This is a genomic window from Lacinutrix mariniflava, from assembly GCF_001418015.1.
Lineage (GTDB): Bacteria > Bacteroidota > Bacteroidia > Flavobacteriales > Flavobacteriaceae > Lacinutrix > Lacinutrix mariniflava.
In genome coordinates this window covers 178,528-195,774 of record NZ_LIQG01000032.1, presented here as the reverse complement: position 1 = coordinate 195,774, position 17,247 = coordinate 178,528, and the positions used below count along the sequence as shown (strand labels likewise).

At 31.6% G+C, this 17,247-nt stretch carries 14 protein-coding genes; 11 read left to right on the top strand and 3 right to left on the bottom strand.

The annotated features are described in order from the left end of the window. Positions 1-174: 174 nt before the first annotated feature. The gene (gene yaaA, locus ASC44_RS16890) at positions 175-933 is read left to right on the top strand and encodes a peroxide stress protein YaaA (protein ID WP_055448791.1); all 759 of its coding nucleotides are present in this window, start codon (positions 175-177) and stop codon (positions 931-933) included. Positions 934-1,061: 128 nt separating this feature from the next. Here the strand turns inward: yaaA and ASC44_RS17805 are convergent, their stop codons facing one another. Next, complete coding sequence (locus tag ASC44_RS17805; protein WP_083476341.1) at positions 1,062-1,193, bottom strand: 30S ribosomal protein THX; 132 nt, start codon at positions 1,191-1,193, stop codon at positions 1,062-1,064. 86 nt (positions 1,194-1,279) lie between these two features. Here ASC44_RS17805 and ASC44_RS16885 point away from each other — a divergent pair, with 86 nt between their 5' ends. The 7 genes from ASC44_RS16885 to ASC44_RS16855 all read left to right on the top strand — a co-directional run bounded on the left by ASC44_RS16885 (position 1,280) and on the right by ASC44_RS16855 (position 9,306). Further along, entirely contained in the window at positions 1,280-2,002 is a 723-nt protein-coding gene (locus ASC44_RS16885; RefSeq protein ID WP_055448790.1) for a TRAFs-binding domain-containing protein, read from the top strand. Positions 2,003-2,152: 150 nt separating this feature from the next. Continuing rightward, the gene (locus tag ASC44_RS16880; RefSeq protein ID WP_055448789.1) at positions 2,153-2,833 is read left to right on the top strand and encodes a uracil-DNA glycosylase family protein; all 681 of its coding nucleotides are present in this window, start codon (positions 2,153-2,155) and stop codon (positions 2,831-2,833) included. Between the two features lie 254 nt (positions 2,834-3,087). Further along, positions 3,088-4,683 (top strand): bacillithiol biosynthesis cysteine-adding enzyme BshC, encoded by a 1,596-nt coding sequence (gene bshC, locus ASC44_RS16875; RefSeq protein WP_055448788.1) that lies wholly within the window; start codon positions 3,088-3,090, stop codon positions 4,681-4,683. Between the two features lie 56 nt (positions 4,684-4,739). Beyond that, positions 4,740-6,272 (top strand): glutamine-hydrolyzing GMP synthase, encoded by a 1,533-nt coding sequence (gene guaA / locus ASC44_RS16870; RefSeq protein ID WP_055448787.1) that lies wholly within the window; start codon positions 4,740-4,742, stop codon positions 6,270-6,272. A 244-nt stretch (positions 6,273-6,516) separates the two neighbouring features. Beyond that, complete coding sequence (locus tag ASC44_RS16865; RefSeq protein WP_055448786.1) at positions 6,517-8,487, top strand: LysM peptidoglycan-binding domain-containing protein; 1,971 nt, start codon at positions 6,517-6,519, stop codon at positions 8,485-8,487. Between the two features lie 43 nt (positions 8,488-8,530). Beyond that, a complete protein-coding gene (locus tag ASC44_RS16860; RefSeq protein WP_055448785.1) occupies positions 8,531-9,070 on the top strand; it encodes a DUF922 domain-containing protein in 540 nt (179 codons plus the stop codon). Further along, complete coding sequence (locus tag ASC44_RS16855; protein ID WP_055448784.1) at positions 9,070-9,306, top strand: DUF3820 family protein; 237 nt, start codon at positions 9,070-9,072, stop codon at positions 9,304-9,306. The genes ASC44_RS16860 and ASC44_RS16855 overlap by 1 nt, the downstream gene beginning before the upstream one ends. 146 nt (positions 9,307-9,452) lie before the next feature. Here ASC44_RS16855 and ASC44_RS16850 read toward each other — a convergent pair whose 3' ends face one another. Together ASC44_RS16850 and ASC44_RS16845 are read right to left on the bottom strand one after the other, a co-directional pair. Next, entirely contained in the window at positions 9,453-11,057 is a 1,605-nt protein-coding gene (locus tag ASC44_RS16850) for a serine hydrolase domain-containing protein (RefSeq protein WP_055448783.1), read from the bottom strand. A gap of 136 nt (positions 11,058-11,193) precedes the next feature. Next, the gene (locus ASC44_RS16845; protein ID WP_055448782.1) at positions 11,194-11,994 is read right to left on the bottom strand and encodes a helix-turn-helix domain-containing protein; all 801 of its coding nucleotides are present in this window, start codon (positions 11,992-11,994) and stop codon (positions 11,194-11,196) included. A gap of 442 nt (positions 11,995-12,436) precedes the next feature. On the opposite strand from ASC44_RS16845, the gene ASC44_RS16840 reads away from it, so the two are divergent. The 3 genes from ASC44_RS16840 (at position 12,437) to ASC44_RS16830 (ending at position 16,983) form a co-directional block, all read left to right on the top strand. Then, positions 12,437-14,053 carry a CTP synthase gene (locus ASC44_RS16840; RefSeq protein WP_055448781.1) on the top strand — a complete coding sequence of 539 codons (1,617 nt, stop codon included), beginning with the start codon at positions 12,437-12,439 and terminating at the stop codon, positions 14,051-14,053. Between the two features lie 151 nt (positions 14,054-14,204). After that, positions 14,205-16,100: a membrane protein insertase YidC gene (gene yidC, locus ASC44_RS16835; RefSeq protein WP_055448780.1), complete on the top strand. Its 1,896-nt coding sequence runs from the start codon at positions 14,205-14,207 to the stop codon at positions 16,098-16,100. Positions 16,101-16,278: 178 nt separating this feature from the next. Further along, a complete protein-coding gene (locus ASC44_RS16830; RefSeq protein WP_055448779.1) occupies positions 16,279-16,983 on the top strand; it encodes a toxin-antitoxin system YwqK family antitoxin in 705 nt (234 codons plus the stop codon). The last annotated feature ends 264 nt before the right edge of the window (positions 16,984-17,247 follow it).

Here is a 17,247-nt window from a genome sequence, read left to right as displayed (position 1 = left end):
TAAAGGTCAGGCTTTCCGCTATATCTTTTTTTTCGTGCCTCAAAAAAGGATGCCGCATCAATCCTTAACGCAGACAATCTATAATGAATACCTATAATTGTATAGAACAATTCATTTTTATAGCGGTTATTGTTTACAGTGTAAATTGTAAATTCGTAACAGAAAAAAGAATTTATGAAACTAGTATTATCACCAGCAAAATCGTTAGATTTTAAAACAGAATTACCAACAGAACAAACAACAGAAGCTCAGTTTTTAAAACAATCTGAGCGTTTAAATAAAGTACTTAAAAAACAATCAGCTAAAGGAATTTCGGAGCTTATGCATGTAAGCGACGCTTTAGGGCAGTTAAATTACGAGCGTAATCAAGAATGGGAATTACCATTTACAAAAGAAAACGCAAGGCAAGCTGTTTATGCCTTTAGTGGTGATGTTTATAAAGGACTAGATGCCTATACAATATCAAGCGATAAAATAAAAGTTTTACAAGATAAAGTTAGAATCCTTTCAGGTTTATACGGTGTGCTTAAACCATTAGATTTAATGCAAGCCTACAGGTTAGAAATGGGAACAAAACTCCCAGTTGGAAACAATAAAAACCTTTACGAATTCTGGAAAAAAGATGTCGTATCAGCTTTAAACGAAGAATTAGAAGACGATGAGGTTTTTGTAAACTTAGCAAGTAAGGAATACTTTAAAGCAGTAGATATTAAAGCTCTTAAAGTACCAATTGTTACTGTCGATTTTAAAGAATTTAAAGACGGTAAATATAAAATTGTTGCCTTTTATGCTAAATTAGCGAGAGGTTTAATGGCAAGATATATTGTAGATACAGATGCTAAAACAATAAACGACTTAAAAGGATTTACATTAGAAGGTTACGGTTTAAGCGACGAACTATCTACCGAAAACCATTTAGTCTTTACAAGATAGAATTATAGTGTTTAGCAGCTCCTTCCTTTAGTTAAAGGAAGGTGTGTTTTATATCAGTAAAACTCGGATGGTTTGAAGAAAAAGAGCGAAGCGCTTTTTAAATATAATACTAAAGCAAAACCACTTAATTAAGGCTTAACCTTCTTAGTAATTTCAATTTTAGTTTCAGGTCTCACACGTTTTTTAATTTTAGGTCTTCTAGCACCGTTAGTGCCTCTATTAATTTTTCCGCGTTTTGTCTTTTTATCTCCTCTTCCCATTTAAATTCTATTATCAATTTCCTTTAAGGTAAGGATATTTTGAGGCATTCTTTACTATATTTAACACTTTAAACTAATTTTAACACATGTTTTATTACCTAACAATCGCTTTACAAGGTTTTTGTATTTACCATTTAATAAAGAATAGAAGCCAATATTATTGGATTTTTATAATCATATTCATTCCTGTAATTGGCTCTATTATATATTTAGTCACGCAGGTTTATAATAAACGAGATGCGAGTATTATAAAAGAAAATCTAACCTCAGTTTTAATACCAACTAAAAAGGTAAAAGACTTAGAGAAAAAGCTTCAGTTTGCCGAAACGTTTCAAAACAGATTAGATTTAGCAGATGCTTTTTTTGAAATGAAGGACTATAAAAATGCAATCACACATTATGAAGTCGCTTTAAAAGATGAAACTCAGAATAAGTATTTCATTTTAGAAAACTTAATAGCCTCTTATTATGGTTTAGAGGATTATAATAAAACCATCACTTACGCAGAAGCACTAAAAAAGTATCCTGAATTTAATAAATCGAAATCAGAATTTATTTACGGATTAGCACTAGACAAAACAGAACAGTCCGCAGCTGCCGAAAAACATTTAAAAGCAATAGATCAACGCTATTCTAATTATAGCGAACGATTAATATTAGCTAAATTTTATATTGAAAGAGATAACATAGAAGCTGCAAAAGAAATTCTAAACGAGATAACAATAGAATCTCAACACATGACAAAGCCAAACAAACGCAAGTATAGTAAAACAATTAACGAGGTTGAGAAGTTATTGAAGAGTATTTAATTCAAGATCTCTGTATCGGTTAGTAGTTTCAGAATTAAGTAAGAGTAGTGAAAATTAGTGAAATTCGTGTTAAAAAACCAGAACTAGTAAGCTTTGGAACTTTACAAGAAAACATAACAGTTAAAAGATTCCTTCCTGCGCAGGAAATATATGTTCAAACACAAACATCCATACCAGCCATTCATAAAAAACGACACTAAAAAACTAATTGTTGGCACATTGCCACCACCAAGATTTAGCACGGGAAATCTTTTAGAAAAAGATGTCGATTTCTGTTATGGTAGTTATTACAATAGTTTGTGGTTGTTTATAGATAAAATACACAATCTTAATTTACGTTACGATCATTCCACACAAGCTATAAAAGAAAGACAAGACTTTTTAATTAAACACAAAATTGGCGTTTGCGATATTGTAGACAGCTGCGAACGCGAGAAAATAGATGCCTCAGATATTGGTATGCAAAACATACAACTTCGCGATGTTATTGGTTATTTAAAACATTATCCAAGTATAGATACTATTCTTTTTACAGGCGGAAACTCTAAAAATGGTCCTGAGTACTTCTTCAGGAAACATATAAAAGACTACAATATAAAGCTAGAATTAGTTTCTAAGGCGACACCAAGAGTTCATCAATTCGTCATTCCGAGCGAAGCGCGGGAATCTCTTTCACTGGAACGTGTAATAAAAACAGTATCATTAACCTCTTCCTCTGGAGCTGCAAATATCTCAATAGGCAGTAATTCATTATACAAACAACTAAAAGCTAGTGATCCTAAGTTTAATACTTTCGATTTTAGAGTGCTTCAGTACAGAGAGTATCTTTAGCATTTAAATACTGAGTTAACAACGCTTTGGTTTAGTGTGCTTTCTTGAAAAAAACACAAGTTTTAAGTAACAGAATAACGGTAAGGAATTTAGATTTTTACGGACTAATAACTAGGTCTTTAGTAGTTTGTAATCGGTAATAAATTCATTTAAAATTGATTAATTCTAACCGATTTAAGATCATTTTTTATGTTTTTTTTAAGACTATAGTTAGTATAAAGAATCTTATATTTACACTTCATTATAAATTATATATGCCATCAGACTGTATTTCGTTTAAAGACACTGGATATTTTTCTAAACTTATTTGTGATTATTTAGCTGAAGCTGAAACGCTAAAGCCATTCTATAATCGTTTTCCTAAATTAGAAAATTTTAAAGCTCAAATTGAAGAAAAAAGCGCTTCTTTTAAACAAGAAACGAGAAACACTTTGGTTGAGGTTTTAAAAAAACAATATCAAAAAAACGAAACGTCTTCAGCGACTTTAAGTAATATTGAAGCGCTTAAAGACAGCAAAACATTTACAGTAACTACCGGTCACCAGTTAAATTTATTTACGGGTCCATTATACTTTTTACATAAAATTGTATCGACTATAAATTTAGCGAAACAATTAAAAGACGAATACCCAGATAATAACATTGTACCAATCTATTGGATGGCTTCCGAAGATCATGATTTCGATGAAATTAATTATTTCAATTTTAAAGGAAAAAAGATTCAATGGAATAGAGAATCTTCAGGAGCAGTAGGCGAGCTTAACACCGAAGGCTTACAGGATGTATTTAATATTTTTTCACAAGAATTAGGTCTTGGTAAAAATGCAGAGGCACTTCGTGAACTGTTTACAAACGGATATTTAAAACACGATAACCTTGCAGACGCTACAAAATATATTGCCAACGCACTCTTTGGAGAATATGGACTGGTAATAGTAGAAGCAAATAATACAGAGTTAAAACGCTTGTTTGTTCCTCATATAGAGAGAGAATTGTTAGAACAAATTTCAGAACAAAAAGTTCTAGAAACAAATGCTGAAATTGAAGCTTTAGATTTTGGATTACAAGTAAATCCAAGAGCCATAAACCTTTTTTATATCACTAAAGATATAAGAGAACGCATTGTTTTAGAAAATGATGTTTATAAAGTACTAAACACAAACATAAGCTGGAGTAAGAGTGAAATACTAAAAGAAGTCTATGACTTCCCAGAGCGTTTTAGCCCTAATGTTATTTTAAGACCATTATATCAAGAAGTCATTTTGCCTAACCTATGTTATATTGGCGGCGGCGGAGAATTAGCATACTGGTTTCAATTAAAATCTAATTTTAAGGTTCATAACGTGGTGTTTCCTATGTTGTTATTACGAAACTCAGTGTTAATAAAAACAAAGCAACAAGCCGATAAATTAGTGAATCTAAATATTTCGAATAAAGATATTTTCTTAAAAAGAGAGTCTTTCATAAATAAAAAAGTGAGAGCCATTTCTAATATCGATATTGATTTTTCAGAGCAAATAAAGCATTTAAAAAATCAGTTTAAGGAGTTGTACACATTAGCCGAACAAACCGACGAGTCTTTTGTTGGAGCCGTGTCAGCCCAAGAGAAAAAGCAAGTTAATGGCTTGCAGAATCTTGAAAAACGTTTGTTAACAGCACAAAAAAGAAAGTTAAAAGATCAGGTCGAGCGCATGACCGATCTTCAAAATCAACTATTTCCTAATAACAGTTTACAAGAAAGAAACACCAATTTTAGTGAGCTTTATCTCGAGTTTGGCAATCAATTAGTACCAAATTTAATCGAAAATTTAGAGCCATTAAAAGGCGAGTTTACAGTGTTAACATTTTAAGAAAAAAATAGGCAATTCTGCGTTCGTAATTTAAAAAGCAATTACTATTTTTGCGTATGCAACACGACAAAGTACTTATTTTAGATTTCGGATCGCAATACACACAACTTATTGCGCGTAGAGTTAGAGAATTAAATATCTATTCAGAGATATTTCCATTCAATAAAATACCAAAAAACTTAGACGAATACAAGGCAGTGGTTCTTTCGGGAAGTCCAATGTCTGTGCGTTCAGAAGATGCTTTTCATCCAGATTTAAAAGGTATTAGAGGAGTAAAGCCAATGCTTTCGGTTTGTTATGGTGCACAATATTTGGCACATTTTTCTGGTGGAGAAGTAGCAGAATCTAACACACGCGAGTACGGTAGAGCAAACTTAAGTTTTGTAGAAGACGATGCCTTTTTTAAAGGTATTTCTGCAGGAAGTCAAGTATGGATGAGCCATAGTGATACCATTAAAAGCTTACCAACAAACGGAAAACTGCTAGCAAGTACACACGATGTAAAAAATGCAGCCTATAAAATAGAAGGCGAAACAACATACGCTATACAATTTCATCCAGAAGTTTACCATTCTACAGACGGAAAACAATTACTAGAAAATTTCTTAGTAAACATTGCAAATGTAAATCCGGATTGGACACCAAACGCATTTGTAGGTGAAACAGTAGAAGCATTACAAGCAAAAATTGGAGACGATAAAGTCGTTTTAGGTTTATCAGGAGGTGTAGATTCTTCAGTAGCAGCAATGCTATTGCATAAAGCCATTGGCGATAACTTATATTGCATCTTCGTAAATAACGGTTTGTTACGTAAAAATGAGTTTACCGAAGTCTTAGAGCAGTACAAAGGTATGGGCTTAAATGTGAAAGGAGTAGATGCTTCGGCACGCTTTTTGGATGCATTAGCAGGACTGAGCGATCCAGAAATTAAACGTAAAGCCATAGGGAATGCTTTTATTGAGGTTTTCGATCAAGAAGCAAATTTAATAGAAGATGTAACATACCTTGCACAAGGCACAATATATCCAGATATTATAGAAAGTGTAAGTGCAACAGGAGGACCAAGTGCAACCATAAAAAGCCATCATAATGTTGGTGGATTGCCAGACTTTATGAAGCTTAAAATTGTAGAGCCACTTAAAGCCTTATTTAAAGATGAGGTAAGAAGAGTAGGTGCATCAATGGATATGGATCCAACCTTATTAGGGCGTCATCCATTTCCTGGACCTGGTTTAGCCATTAGAATTCTTGGAGATATTACAGCAGAAAAAGTGCGTATATTACAAGAAGTAGATGCTGTTTTTATTAACGGATTAAGAGACGCTGGTTTATATGATAAAGTATGGCAAGCAGGTGCAATTTTGTTACCTGTAAACAGTGTTGGAGTTATGGGAGACGAGCGTACATACGAAAAATGTGTAGCACTTAGAGCAGTAGAAAGTACAGATGGTATGACTGCAGATTGGGTAAATTTACCTTACGAATTTCTGCAAAAAACCAGTAACGATATAATAAACAAAGTAAAAGGCGTTAATAGAGTAGTTTACGACATTAGTAGTAAGCCACCAGCAACAATAGAGTGGGAATAAAAAAGGTCACTGCGAGTAATTTTCGATCCCGATAGTTATCGAGAGAACAAATAGTAATGATAACTTGGGCGTTACCACAAGGGTCGCGTCTTCCGTTATATCTTTTTTGCGAAGTAGTCCTAAACTAGATTTGGGATCTTTTTTAAACGTTCTCTTTCATTTAAGAGTAAGGGATATTTAAATAATTCGCTAAAAAAGGATGCCACTACAACCGCTAACGCAACTTTGAACGTATAATAAACATATGAAGAAAATAATTTACATCCTTAGCCTATTCGTAATATTAAGCTGTGCCTCTGCAAATGCACAGAAATATAATACACATAGAGTTAAATCAGGAGAGACAGTAGAAGCCATTGCTAAGAAATATAAAGTTTCTACTTCAGATATTTTTAAACTGAATCCAGATGCAAGAGAAAAATTAAGTCCAAATTCAATTTTAATAATTCCAAAAGCAGGAAGTGTAACTACAACAACTACAACAGAGCCAGAAAAGGTAAAAGTTGTGGATAAAACTTTCGATCGCTACATCAAGCATAAAACAAGAAGAAAAGAAACATTATTTAGTATCTCTAAAAAGTATGATGTAGAAATAGAAGAGATTAAAAGACATAACAAATTTTTATATGCTAATAATCTTAGAAAAGGAGATAGACTACAAATTCCAGTATACAACAAAGTGATTACATACGAAGATGCACAAGCAACATCGGAAGGTACAAGCTATGTTGTACAGCCAAAAGAAGGGAAGTGGCGTATTGCATACAAGTTTGGTATTACTGTTCAAGAATTAGAAGCGTTAAACCCAAACATGGCTAGCATGTTACAAACAGGGCAAACTATTAATGTTCCTAATTTAGAAAAAGATAAAGTTAAGACAATTGATACAAAATATAGTTATTATAAAGTACTACCTAAAGAAGGTTTTTATAGGCTAAAAACAAAATTAGGTGTAGAGCAAAAAGTACTAGAGAGCTTAAATCCAGATTTAGTAGTTACGGGTTTAAAAGAAGGTATGATTTTAAAAGTACCTTTCGATACGTCTGTAGATGATACCGAAAGTATAAGTGCTTTAAATGGTGTTATTGATAACGTTTCAGAAATTGTTAAATTATCTGATAACGTAACAGATACTAGTGTTAAAAATATAGCTGTAATGTTACCTTTTACGCTTAATAAAATTAATACAGATTCTGTTTTTGATGCTAAATCGAAAATTAAAAATGATAGAACCCTAAATATTACTTTAGATTTTTACTCTGGTGTTTTAGTAGCATTCGATTCGCTTAAAAAATTAGGCATCAACCTTAAAGTAGATGTTTACGATACACAAAATAGATTAAGTCAAGTAAATTCTATTTTAAGCAGTAATAGCTTTTCGAATACTCAAGCGGTTATTGGGCCATTACTTACCAGTAATTTTAATGCTGCGGCAAGTGCTTTAGAACGTGATAACGTACCTGTAGTTTCGCCATTACAAAAGACGGTAAAAGTAGGTCGTAACGTATTTCAATCTAGGCCAAATGATGGTAATTTAAAGAATAAAATTATAAACTATTTTAAAGCAGATTCTACAGCGCAAATTATCATAATTTCAGATGTTAAGCGAAAAGCGACAAGTACAATGCTTAAGAATAAATTTGCTAATGCAAAATTAGTTAGTTCTCGTTTAGATAAGAAAACTAAAAAAGATGCCTATTATGTTTTAGATAGTGATTTAATTAATGCGCTCAAGCCTGGAAATAATGTTGTGTTTTTAGAAACCAATAATGCAGGATTTGTGTCTAATGTGTCAAGTCTTCTTAACGGTTTACAGAAAGAAGGAACTAAAATTACGTTAACAACAACAAACCAAAATAAAGCATTTGAAAATGAGGAAGTAGATAATTACCATTTATCTAATCTTCATTTTACTTATCCTTCAATTTCTAAAATGTTGAATTCGGAAACGAGTAATTCATTTGTAAAACAATACAAGCAACAATACAATATTTCACCAAATGAATATGCTATTCGTGGTTTCGATTTAACAATGGATGTGGTGTTACGTTTAGCAACCTCTCCAGACTTATATCAGTCTACTAGCGATAGTCCAATGACGTCTTACATAGAGAATAAGTTTGCTTATAAAAAGAAATTGTTTGGTGGTTATTATAACGAAAGTGTTTACTTGGTGCAGTATAACGACTTAACTATTGAAGAAGTAAAGCAATAAGGAAGGCAGCTGGTTCGTTTTCAATAAGAATTAATGGTATACTATGAATAAGTTTTTGGTAATTGTTAGCTTCTTGTTGGTTTTTCAAGGTGATACTAAAGAATTTCCATGGCATGAAAACGATCAGTTGGAGTGGTTAGATTTTAAGGGTAAACCAGACATGGATTCTAGTGCGGCTGCAGTTACGGCGTCTGGGATTACTTTTAGTTATTCTATAGAGAAAAGCAGTGTTCATGGCGTTACAGGTTTTAATGCCAAAGTATTTGCTCATTTTTATCCAGAGCATTCTTGGCATAAAAAAGAAGTCGTTAATAATCACATTCTCAAGCACGAGCAGTTTCATTTTAATATAACAGAATTACATGTTAGGTATTTACGACAAAACATTTCTAAATTAAAACCGTCTTCTAAAATAGGGATGCAACTTAACGCATTAAAGGATCGAGCGAATACAGATTTGCAAAAAATGCAAAAGCTTTACGATGCCGAAAGTAATTATTCTATTAATAAAGAAGAACAGGCAAGATGGATTGCTTTTGTAAATAAAGAATTAAAACAATTAGAAGAATATAAATCTAAATAATGGAATTGCAACCAGATAAAACCTTTCTAATTAAATTAGCACATACTAAAATGCCTTTTGGTAAATACGAAGGTAGGTTTTTAATAGACTTGCCAGAATACTATGTGGTTTGGTATCATAACAAAGGTTTTCCAAAAGGAAAACTAGGCGAAATGCTAGAAACTGTGTATATGCTAAAATTAAATGGTCTAGAAGGACTAATAAAGAATATACAGAAGAACTTCGATAAGATTTAGCTTTTTTATGAGGTTCGTTTAATGTTTGCTAGTATATGTAACGTATAAATATGCACGAAGTTTCGGATTATAACTTAGTCAAATCTGCGATTTGGCGGACTTCATAAATAAACACAAATCTTTGATAAGGAGCTTACTAGCTATATTTAATTTTCAAGGTAAGGTAAAATATATTTTTCAAAAACCATTTCAGGTTGTTGTGTTTTTCCATTTCTGTAATTTCCAGCAGTTATAACAACAACCGTTTTTAAAGAAGGAAGAACAAAAATATACTGACCTCCATTACCTCTAGCTTCAATAGATTTTATGCGTTTTCTTTTAGTTTCGTATGTGTTGTGCCACCATAAATAACCATAGCCATTTTTTTCTTGCACGTTTTCTAAATTTCTATAATTTTTAAATGAATTTTTAATCCATTTTTTTGATAGAATTCGTTTTGATTCCCATTTCCCTTTTCCAAGATATAATTCCCCAAATTTCAGCATATCTTTTGGCGTTAGATACATTCCACCGCCAAAGTATGGCTTTCCTTTTAAATCTGATTGAATTACATAATTTGAAATTTTAAGTGGTTGAAATAAATTTTTGTCAATAAATAATGCTAAAGATTCTGAAACTATTGAGTCAATAGCCACACCAAGAAGATAAGGATTTGCAGAACCATAATTGGCTTTCGTGTTTGGACGATTAATCATTTTAGAATTTAATATTGTTTCTGTCCAGTCTTTTGTCATTTGAAAATTATCTTCTACAGCAGGTGATTCTGCATTTGCGTTAATACCATAGTCAACAGCATCTATTCCAGAACTCATTGTTAAAAGGCTTTCTAGATTTATTTTCGACTTTAAACTGTCTTTATAAGTTTGATATTTTTTAGGTAAAAAATCAAAAATTGATTGCTCAACATTTATAAATAATGACTTATCTTTTGCAATTCCCACAATTGCAGATGATATGCTTTTTGAAGCAGATTTCATCTGATGAGGAATATTTGAGTTATAACCATCAAAATAGTTTTCGTATATAAGTTCGCCTTTTCTTGAAATTAAAACTGAATGTGTATTTGGAAAGCTGTCTTTTGCGATAAGCTTTTCCATTTCTTCAAATTGAAGGTTACCAGTAATTTTATCAATTTTAATGGTATCAAATAAGCCTATCTCCCAATCTGTGTTAGATTTTTTTAAATCAATTTGAGAAACTAAACCATCGCCTATATAAATTCCTAAATTAATTTTTTGAGGAAGTAATTTTCCTTTAAACTTTAATCCTGTTTTAAAATCTTCAAAAAATAAACTATCATTTTCTTTTTGAAAATTAGTACACCAAGTTCCTGTAAATGTATTATCGCCAAAAAAAGGATAAGCCTCATAGTTGTTTCCTGATCCATTTTCTAGACTTAAGTAGAATTTTTCAGACTTTAATTTATCTACCATTAATATATTCCAAACACCTACAAACGAATTGCGGTTTGATAGTGTCAATTTCAAATGATAGAGTAATAAACCCGATTTAATAAAGCCGTTAATCTCTTTTTCATTTTCAGAAAGTACACCTTCAAAAGAATGATTTTCTGCAAATGGTATTTTTAATATTGAAGTGCTTTTTGAATCAAATGGATAGTCAATAATACTTTTATTATTCGAAATTTTGAATCTAGCTTTTTCAAGTCCTAGATTTTCTATTTCAACTTTTATATTGAATGTTCTTGAACTTTCAATTTTGCCTTCCCAATTGCTTGTGTAATCTTTCATATCTTGGGCATAGGTCGAAAATGACAAAAGAACAATAAGTAACATCAACAGGTTTTTAATTCTCATTTTTTGATTGATTTTAAATAAGCTGTAAAAATAAGATCTCTAACCATTTTGAAATTGTATTATATTAACATTAGACAATTTTTCTCAATAATTTAGTTGGTGTTGTGTGATATATTCGTTTGAAGTTTGAAATGAAATGACTTTGGTCGTAGAAGCCACACTGATAACAAATTTCCGTCATTGAAAATTTGTTTGATGTAAGTAAGTAAAACGCTTTATTCAGTTTCATCAATCGAATATAGTTGCCAAGGCTTGTTCCAAAATACCGGTTAAACTCTCTAGATAAATGAATGGGATGGATTTCTAATTTTGAACTCAAGCTTTTTAAAGAATAGTCTGTTTTTTCCTCAAACAATAACTCTTTTAAGTGCTTTACCCAAATTGGTTTTTTTGAATTTTCTCTTTTTGATTCGTTTATCGTGTTAAATATATCAATCAAGTTGCTCTCAATGCTTAAATTTGAATATTGGTCGTTAATTTTAGTTTCGACAAATATATGGTTCATCAAGTTTTTTATTATTGGATTCTTTAAATTGATACTTCCTTCAAAATCTGTTATTTGAATATCAAAAGTTGAAAACCATTTATCATTTAATTCAATGTGAAAACCTCTTGTAAATTCAGGTGGTTTGATATTGTAATGTGCATCTTGCCAATTATGAAATAATAGATTTCCAGGTTCTAAATAGTAAGATTCATTTTTGTTAGATTCAAATAGTTTTCCTTGAAGTAGATAAGTGAAATATGGATTTTCGTGATAATGCCAATCAACTTTACTATGTGTATATTCTGTATCTGTAATTATTAGATTTTCAAAAGCTGATTTTTGGAAATGTGTTCCGTAAAACTCTCCTGTTTTTAGTTTATTCATTCTGTTTCTTCAGCTTGTTGCCAATGTCTCATTGATATAAAATCGTTTCAATGTTTTATATCATACGTTAAACGAAGTTAGCCTAAAAAAACGACAAAGTCAAGTGTCTAAAATCCCTAAGTCATTAAACACAAGCCTTAAATTAATCTAAAAGCAAGTATATTTTTATCGCTATAGAGTAGTGTCATCTTTGGTAAAAGCACGTGTGTAAATTCAGTCGCTTTTCTACTTACGCTTAATGTTTCTTTTTAGTGATATCTTACATGGTTTGCTTTATGTTTTATTAAGTATTTTGTAAGCGCGTTAAGCGCTGTTTAATATGCAAAAAAATAAATGGAGGCATTTTGTTTTTTTTGTTTAAATCAATCTAAAAAAAATAAAACTTCAAACGCTTATAACTTCCATAAAATATCGTAAATTTGCTCGCGTTTAACAACGCACTATGGCAACAACAACTAAATACATATTTGTAACAGGAGGAGTGACTTCTTCACTTGGAAAAGGTATCATCGCAGCATCTTTAGCGAAGCTTCTTCAAGCACAAGGTTACAGAACTACAATTCAAAAATTAGATCCTTACATTAACGTAGATCCAGGAACTTTAAATCCGTACGAACATGGTGAATGTTACGTTACAGATGATGGAGCAGAGACAGATTTAGATCTTGGTCACTACGAACGTTTTTTAAACGTACCTACAAGTCAGGCAAATAATGTTACGACTGGACGTATTTACCAAAGCGTTATTCAAAAAGAACGTCGTGGTGAGTTTTTAGGTAAAACAGTTCAGGTTATTCCACATATTACAGACGAGATAAAACGCAGAATTCAAATTCTTGGACGTTCTGGAGATTACGATATTGTAATTACAGAAATAGGAGGAACTGTTGGCGATATCGAGTCGTTACCATACATAGAGAGTGTAAGACAATTAAAATGGGAATTAGGTGAGAATAATGCATTAGCAATTCACTTAACATTAATCCCTTATTTAGCTGCAGCAGGAGAATTAAAAACAAAGCCAACACAACATAGTGTAAAAACACTAATGGAAAGTGGTGTGCAAGCAGATATTTTGGTGTGTAGAACAGAGCACGAATTGTCTCAAGATATTCGTCATAAATTAGCACGTTTTTGTAATGTAACACCAGATTCTGTAATGCAATCTATTGATGCATCTACAATTTACGATGTACCTAATTTAATGTTAGAAGAAGGTTTAAATACTGTAGTCTTAAGAAAATTAGGATTAGAAAGTAATACACCAGACTTAACCGATTGGAATGCCTTTTTAGATCGTCATAAAAACCCTAAGTCTGAAGTTACTATTGGTTTAATAGGTAAATACGTAGAACTTCAAGATTGTTATAAATCTATATTAGAATCTTTTATTCATGCAGGAGCAGAAAATGAGGTTAAAGTAAATGTAGAGTCTATACATTCTGAATATTTAAATGGAGACAACGCTAAAGCAATGTTATCTCATTTAGATGGTGTTTTAGTAGCACCAGGATTTGGAGAACGTGGTATAGAAGGTAAAATTGATGCTGTAAAATACGTGCGTGAACATAACATACCATTTTTAGGTATTTGTTTAGGTATGCAAATGGCAGTGATCGAGTTTTCTCGTAATGTATTAGGCTTAAAAGATGCCAACTCAACAGAAATGGATGAGAATACACCGCATCCTGTTATTAATTTAATGGAAGAGCAAAAAACGATTACAGATAAAGGAGGGACGATGCGTTTAGGTGCTTGGGACTGTAAACTTAAAAAGGACAGTATTGTTGGTCAACTTTACGATACAGATACTATAAAAGAACGTCACAGACACCGCTACGAATTTAATAGTGACTACAAAGCGCAAATTGAAGCAAAAGGTATGATTGCAACAGGTTTAAATCCTAAAGCAAATCTTGTAGAAATTGTAGAAATACCAAGCCATCCTTGGTTTGTTGGAGTGCAATATCATCCAGAATATAAAAGTACAGTGTCAAATCCGCATCCGCTTTTTGTAGCTTTTGTAGCAGCCGCTTTAAAGCATAAAAAAAGTAAATAAGATGTCAGTTTGGCATAAAAAAAGATAACGGATTACTTTTTGAAGAGTAATTTTTCTAAAACATAAAACCTGTTTGTTTTTTAACATTCAGGTTTTTATATGAGAATACTAACTAGATTACCTCTCGAAACTTCGAGATAGCATAAATAATATGGAAGAAAAGAAATTAGACGTAAAATCGATAATAGGTTTCGTACTTATATTTGGGATTTTATTATTCATGATGTGGCAAAACCAACCTTCTCCAGAAGAGGTTGCCGCAGATAAAGCTAAACAAGAGCAAATAGCAGCAGACAATAAAGCTAAAGACACTAGTGTTGCTCAAGAAGATACTAAAGTAACAACACCAGAAGATTACTCTAATATTGTGCCTGGAGATTCTTTACAACAAATAGCACTTAATAATAAATTGGGCCCATTTGCATATTCAGCAAATGCTTCTTCTAAAGATGCAGTAGTAGATAATGGTGTGTTAGAATTAACATTCTCTAAAATTGGTGGTCATTTATCTGAAGTAAAACTTAGTCAATTTGTAGATTTCGATTCTATTCCAATTTATTTGGTAAAAGATAATAATGCGAGTTTTAATATTAATTTAGGAACATCAGATAATCGTGTTTTTAATACTAAAACGCTACCATTTCAATCTAAAGTAACTAAAAACGGAGAAAACACTCTAGTTTCTATGAAGCTTAAAGTTTCAGAAACTAAGTTCTTAGAATACTTATATGTTATCAAGCCCAACGATTACATGATAGATTTTACTATTAAATCTCAAGGTTTAAGTGATGTTATCAATGGTTCTCAAGAAATAAAATTAGACTGGTCTCAAACCAGTAAACGTCACGATCAAAGTATTAGTTACGAAAACCGTTATACGCGTCTAACATACCAACACGATGGTGGTAATATAGATAAGCTCTCTCAAGCTGGTGAGGATGACGAAATGGTTGAAGATGTAGATTGGTTCTCTTTTAGACAACATTTCTTTAGTTCTATATTAGTAGCTAATGATAAACCTTTAAAATCGGTAGTACTAACATCTAAAGATTTAGTAGAAGACGAAAAAATAGACACTTTATTCACTAAAACATATGGAGCTAAAACGGTTTTAGCGTTAAGCGGAAATGAGTTAAATGAAAACTACGGATTATTTTATGGTCCTACAGAAAGTGGTATTTTAAGTAGCTACGATAAAAACTTAGAAGAAAGTATTCCACTTGGTTGGGGACTTTTTGGTTGGATAAATGAATTTTTATTTATACCGTTATTTGGTTTCTTAAGCTCGTATTTACCATTTGGTATCGCAATTATAGTAATGACAGTGCTTATTAAATTGGCCATGTCTTTTGTACAATACAAGCAGTATTTATCTCAAATGAAAATGAAAATTCTGAAACCAGAATTGGAAGCTATTAAAGAGAAGTATAAAGACAATAAAATGAAAGCGCAGCAGGAAACTATGGCCTTGCAGAATAAAGCAGGCGCGAGCCCGTTAGCAGGTTGTTTACCAGCATTAATTCAAATGCCAGTATTCTATGCTTTATTTATGTTTTTTCCAACAGCTTTCGCTTTAAGACAGAAAAAGTTTCTTTGGGCAGACGATTTATCGTCTTACGATATTATAGCAAAATTACCAATAGATATTCCTATCTATGGAGATCATATTAGTTTGTTCCCAATATTAGCGGCAATTGCAATTTTCTTTTATATGAAAATGACTACTGGGCAACAACAAATGTCTGCACCACAACAAGAAGGTATGCCAGATATGGCTAAAATGATGAAATACATGATTTATTTTGCACCAATTATGATGATGGTGTTCTTTAATAAATATGCCTCTGGATTGAGTTTATATTACTTTATTTCTAACTTAATTAGTATTGGTATTTTATTAGTCATCAAAAATTATATTTTAGATGAAGATAAAATTCATGCTAAAATACAAGTACAGAAAGCGAAGCCTAAGAAGGAAAGTAAATTTCAGAAGAAAATGAAAGATATGATGGAGCAGGCAGAGCAACAAAAGAAAAATAAAAAATAAAATATTTTAATTTTCAGAAAAGCTGCCACTCAATATTGAGTTTGGCAGCTTTTTTGTTTGTACTATTTCTATAAAACGTCAGTAATAGTATTAGTACAATTTCGTAGTGTAAAAATCGTTTATTAAACTCTTATTTGTCATTCCTACGCAGGTAGGAATCCAAAACAAAATTCAAAATATGAACAAATTATTAATTATAGTTTTAGCCTTAGTATCAAGTATAACTTTTGCGCAGGATATTAATCAAAACGATGCCGATGGAAACCGTCATGGTAAATGGAGTAAAAACTTTGAAGGCACTAAAGTATTACGCTACGAAGGAGCATTTAACCACGGAAGCGAAATAGGAACCTTTAAGTTTTACAAAAACATAGATGGCCAGTCTGTACTTACAGCGACAAGAACCTTTAGTGAAACTAGTGATTTAGCAGAGGTGAAGTTTTTTTCTTCAACTAAAAATTTAATTAGCGAAGGTAAAATGAGAGGTAAAACCTATATTGGTAAGTGGTTATATTATCATAATAAATCTAAAGTTGTAATGACTGAAGAATTTTACGACAATAAAGGTAAGCTAGAAGGTTTAAAGAAAACTTTTTACTTAAGTGGACAATTAGCACAACAAGAAAATTATAGTTCAGGAATTGTAGACGGAGAATCGAGATGGTTTTCAGAATCTGGAATTCTTATTAAAGTTTTTCATTACCAAAATGGTGAACTGCATGGGCAAGCTAAAATCTATGATACAAAAGGTAGGATTGAACAAGAAGGTGTTTATCAAAAGGATAGACGTCATGGTATTTGGAAATTCTATACTGCTGGAAAACTTATAAAAGAACAAGATTTTACTAGACGAAGTAAGAATCCTTATAAGAATAAAAACTAATATTTAGAAGGCAAAAGGGAGAAAGAAATAGAAGTTGATTAGTATACAGTTTGAGTATTTAGAACGATACTAATCCGTGAAAATTTGTGTATTCCGTGTCTAAAACACAATTTGCATTTTAAATATTTCAGCTACAAAAAAATCCTCTGTGATGCTCTGTTAACCTCAGAGAACCTCAAGGAAATAATATTAAAAACATTTATCTTTATCATCTAAAAAAATGATATTGTAATACATTAAGATTACCGCTGAAGTTTACCTTGA

Bases quoted from the DNA above. Each gene is read 5' to 3' on its own strand.
- yaaA (WP_055448791.1), top strand. From the start codon at position 175: ATGAAACTAGTATTATCACCAGCAAAATCGTTAGATTTTAAAACAGAA.
- ASC44_RS17805 (WP_083476341.1), bottom strand. From the start codon at position 1,193: ATGGGAAGAGGAGATAAAAAGACAAAACGCGGAAAAATTAATAGAGGC.
- ASC44_RS16885 (WP_055448790.1), top strand. From the start codon at position 1,280: ATGTTTTATTACCTAACAATCGCTTTACAAGGTTTTTGTATTTACCAT.
- ASC44_RS16880 (WP_055448789.1), top strand. From the start codon at position 2,153: ATGTTCAAACACAAACATCCATACCAGCCATTCATAAAAAACGACACT.
- bshC (WP_055448788.1), top strand. From the start codon at position 3,088: ATGCCATCAGACTGTATTTCGTTTAAAGACACTGGATATTTTTCTAAA.
- guaA (WP_055448787.1), top strand. From the start codon at position 4,740: ATGCAACACGACAAAGTACTTATTTTAGATTTCGGATCGCAATACACA.
- ASC44_RS16865 (WP_055448786.1), top strand. From the start codon at position 6,517: ATGAAGAAAATAATTTACATCCTTAGCCTATTCGTAATATTAAGCTGT.
- ASC44_RS16860 (WP_055448785.1), top strand. From the start codon at position 8,531: ATGAATAAGTTTTTGGTAATTGTTAGCTTCTTGTTGGTTTTTCAAGGT.
- ASC44_RS16855 (WP_055448784.1), top strand. From the start codon at position 9,070: ATGGAATTGCAACCAGATAAAACCTTTCTAATTAAATTAGCACATACT.
- ASC44_RS16850 (WP_055448783.1), bottom strand. From the start codon at position 11,057: ATGAAAGATTACACAAGCAATTGGGAAGGCAAAATTGAAAGTTCAAGA.
- ASC44_RS16845 (WP_055448782.1), bottom strand. From the start codon at position 11,994: ATGAATAAACTAAAAACAGGAGAGTTTTACGGAACACATTTCCAAAAA.
- ASC44_RS16840 (WP_055448781.1), top strand. From the start codon at position 12,437: ATGGCAACAACAACTAAATACATATTTGTAACAGGAGGAGTGACTTCT.
- yidC (WP_055448780.1), top strand. From the start codon at position 14,205: ATGGAAGAAAAGAAATTAGACGTAAAATCGATAATAGGTTTCGTACTT.
- ASC44_RS16830 (WP_055448779.1), top strand. From the start codon at position 16,279: ATGAACAAATTATTAATTATAGTTTTAGCCTTAGTATCAAGTATAACT.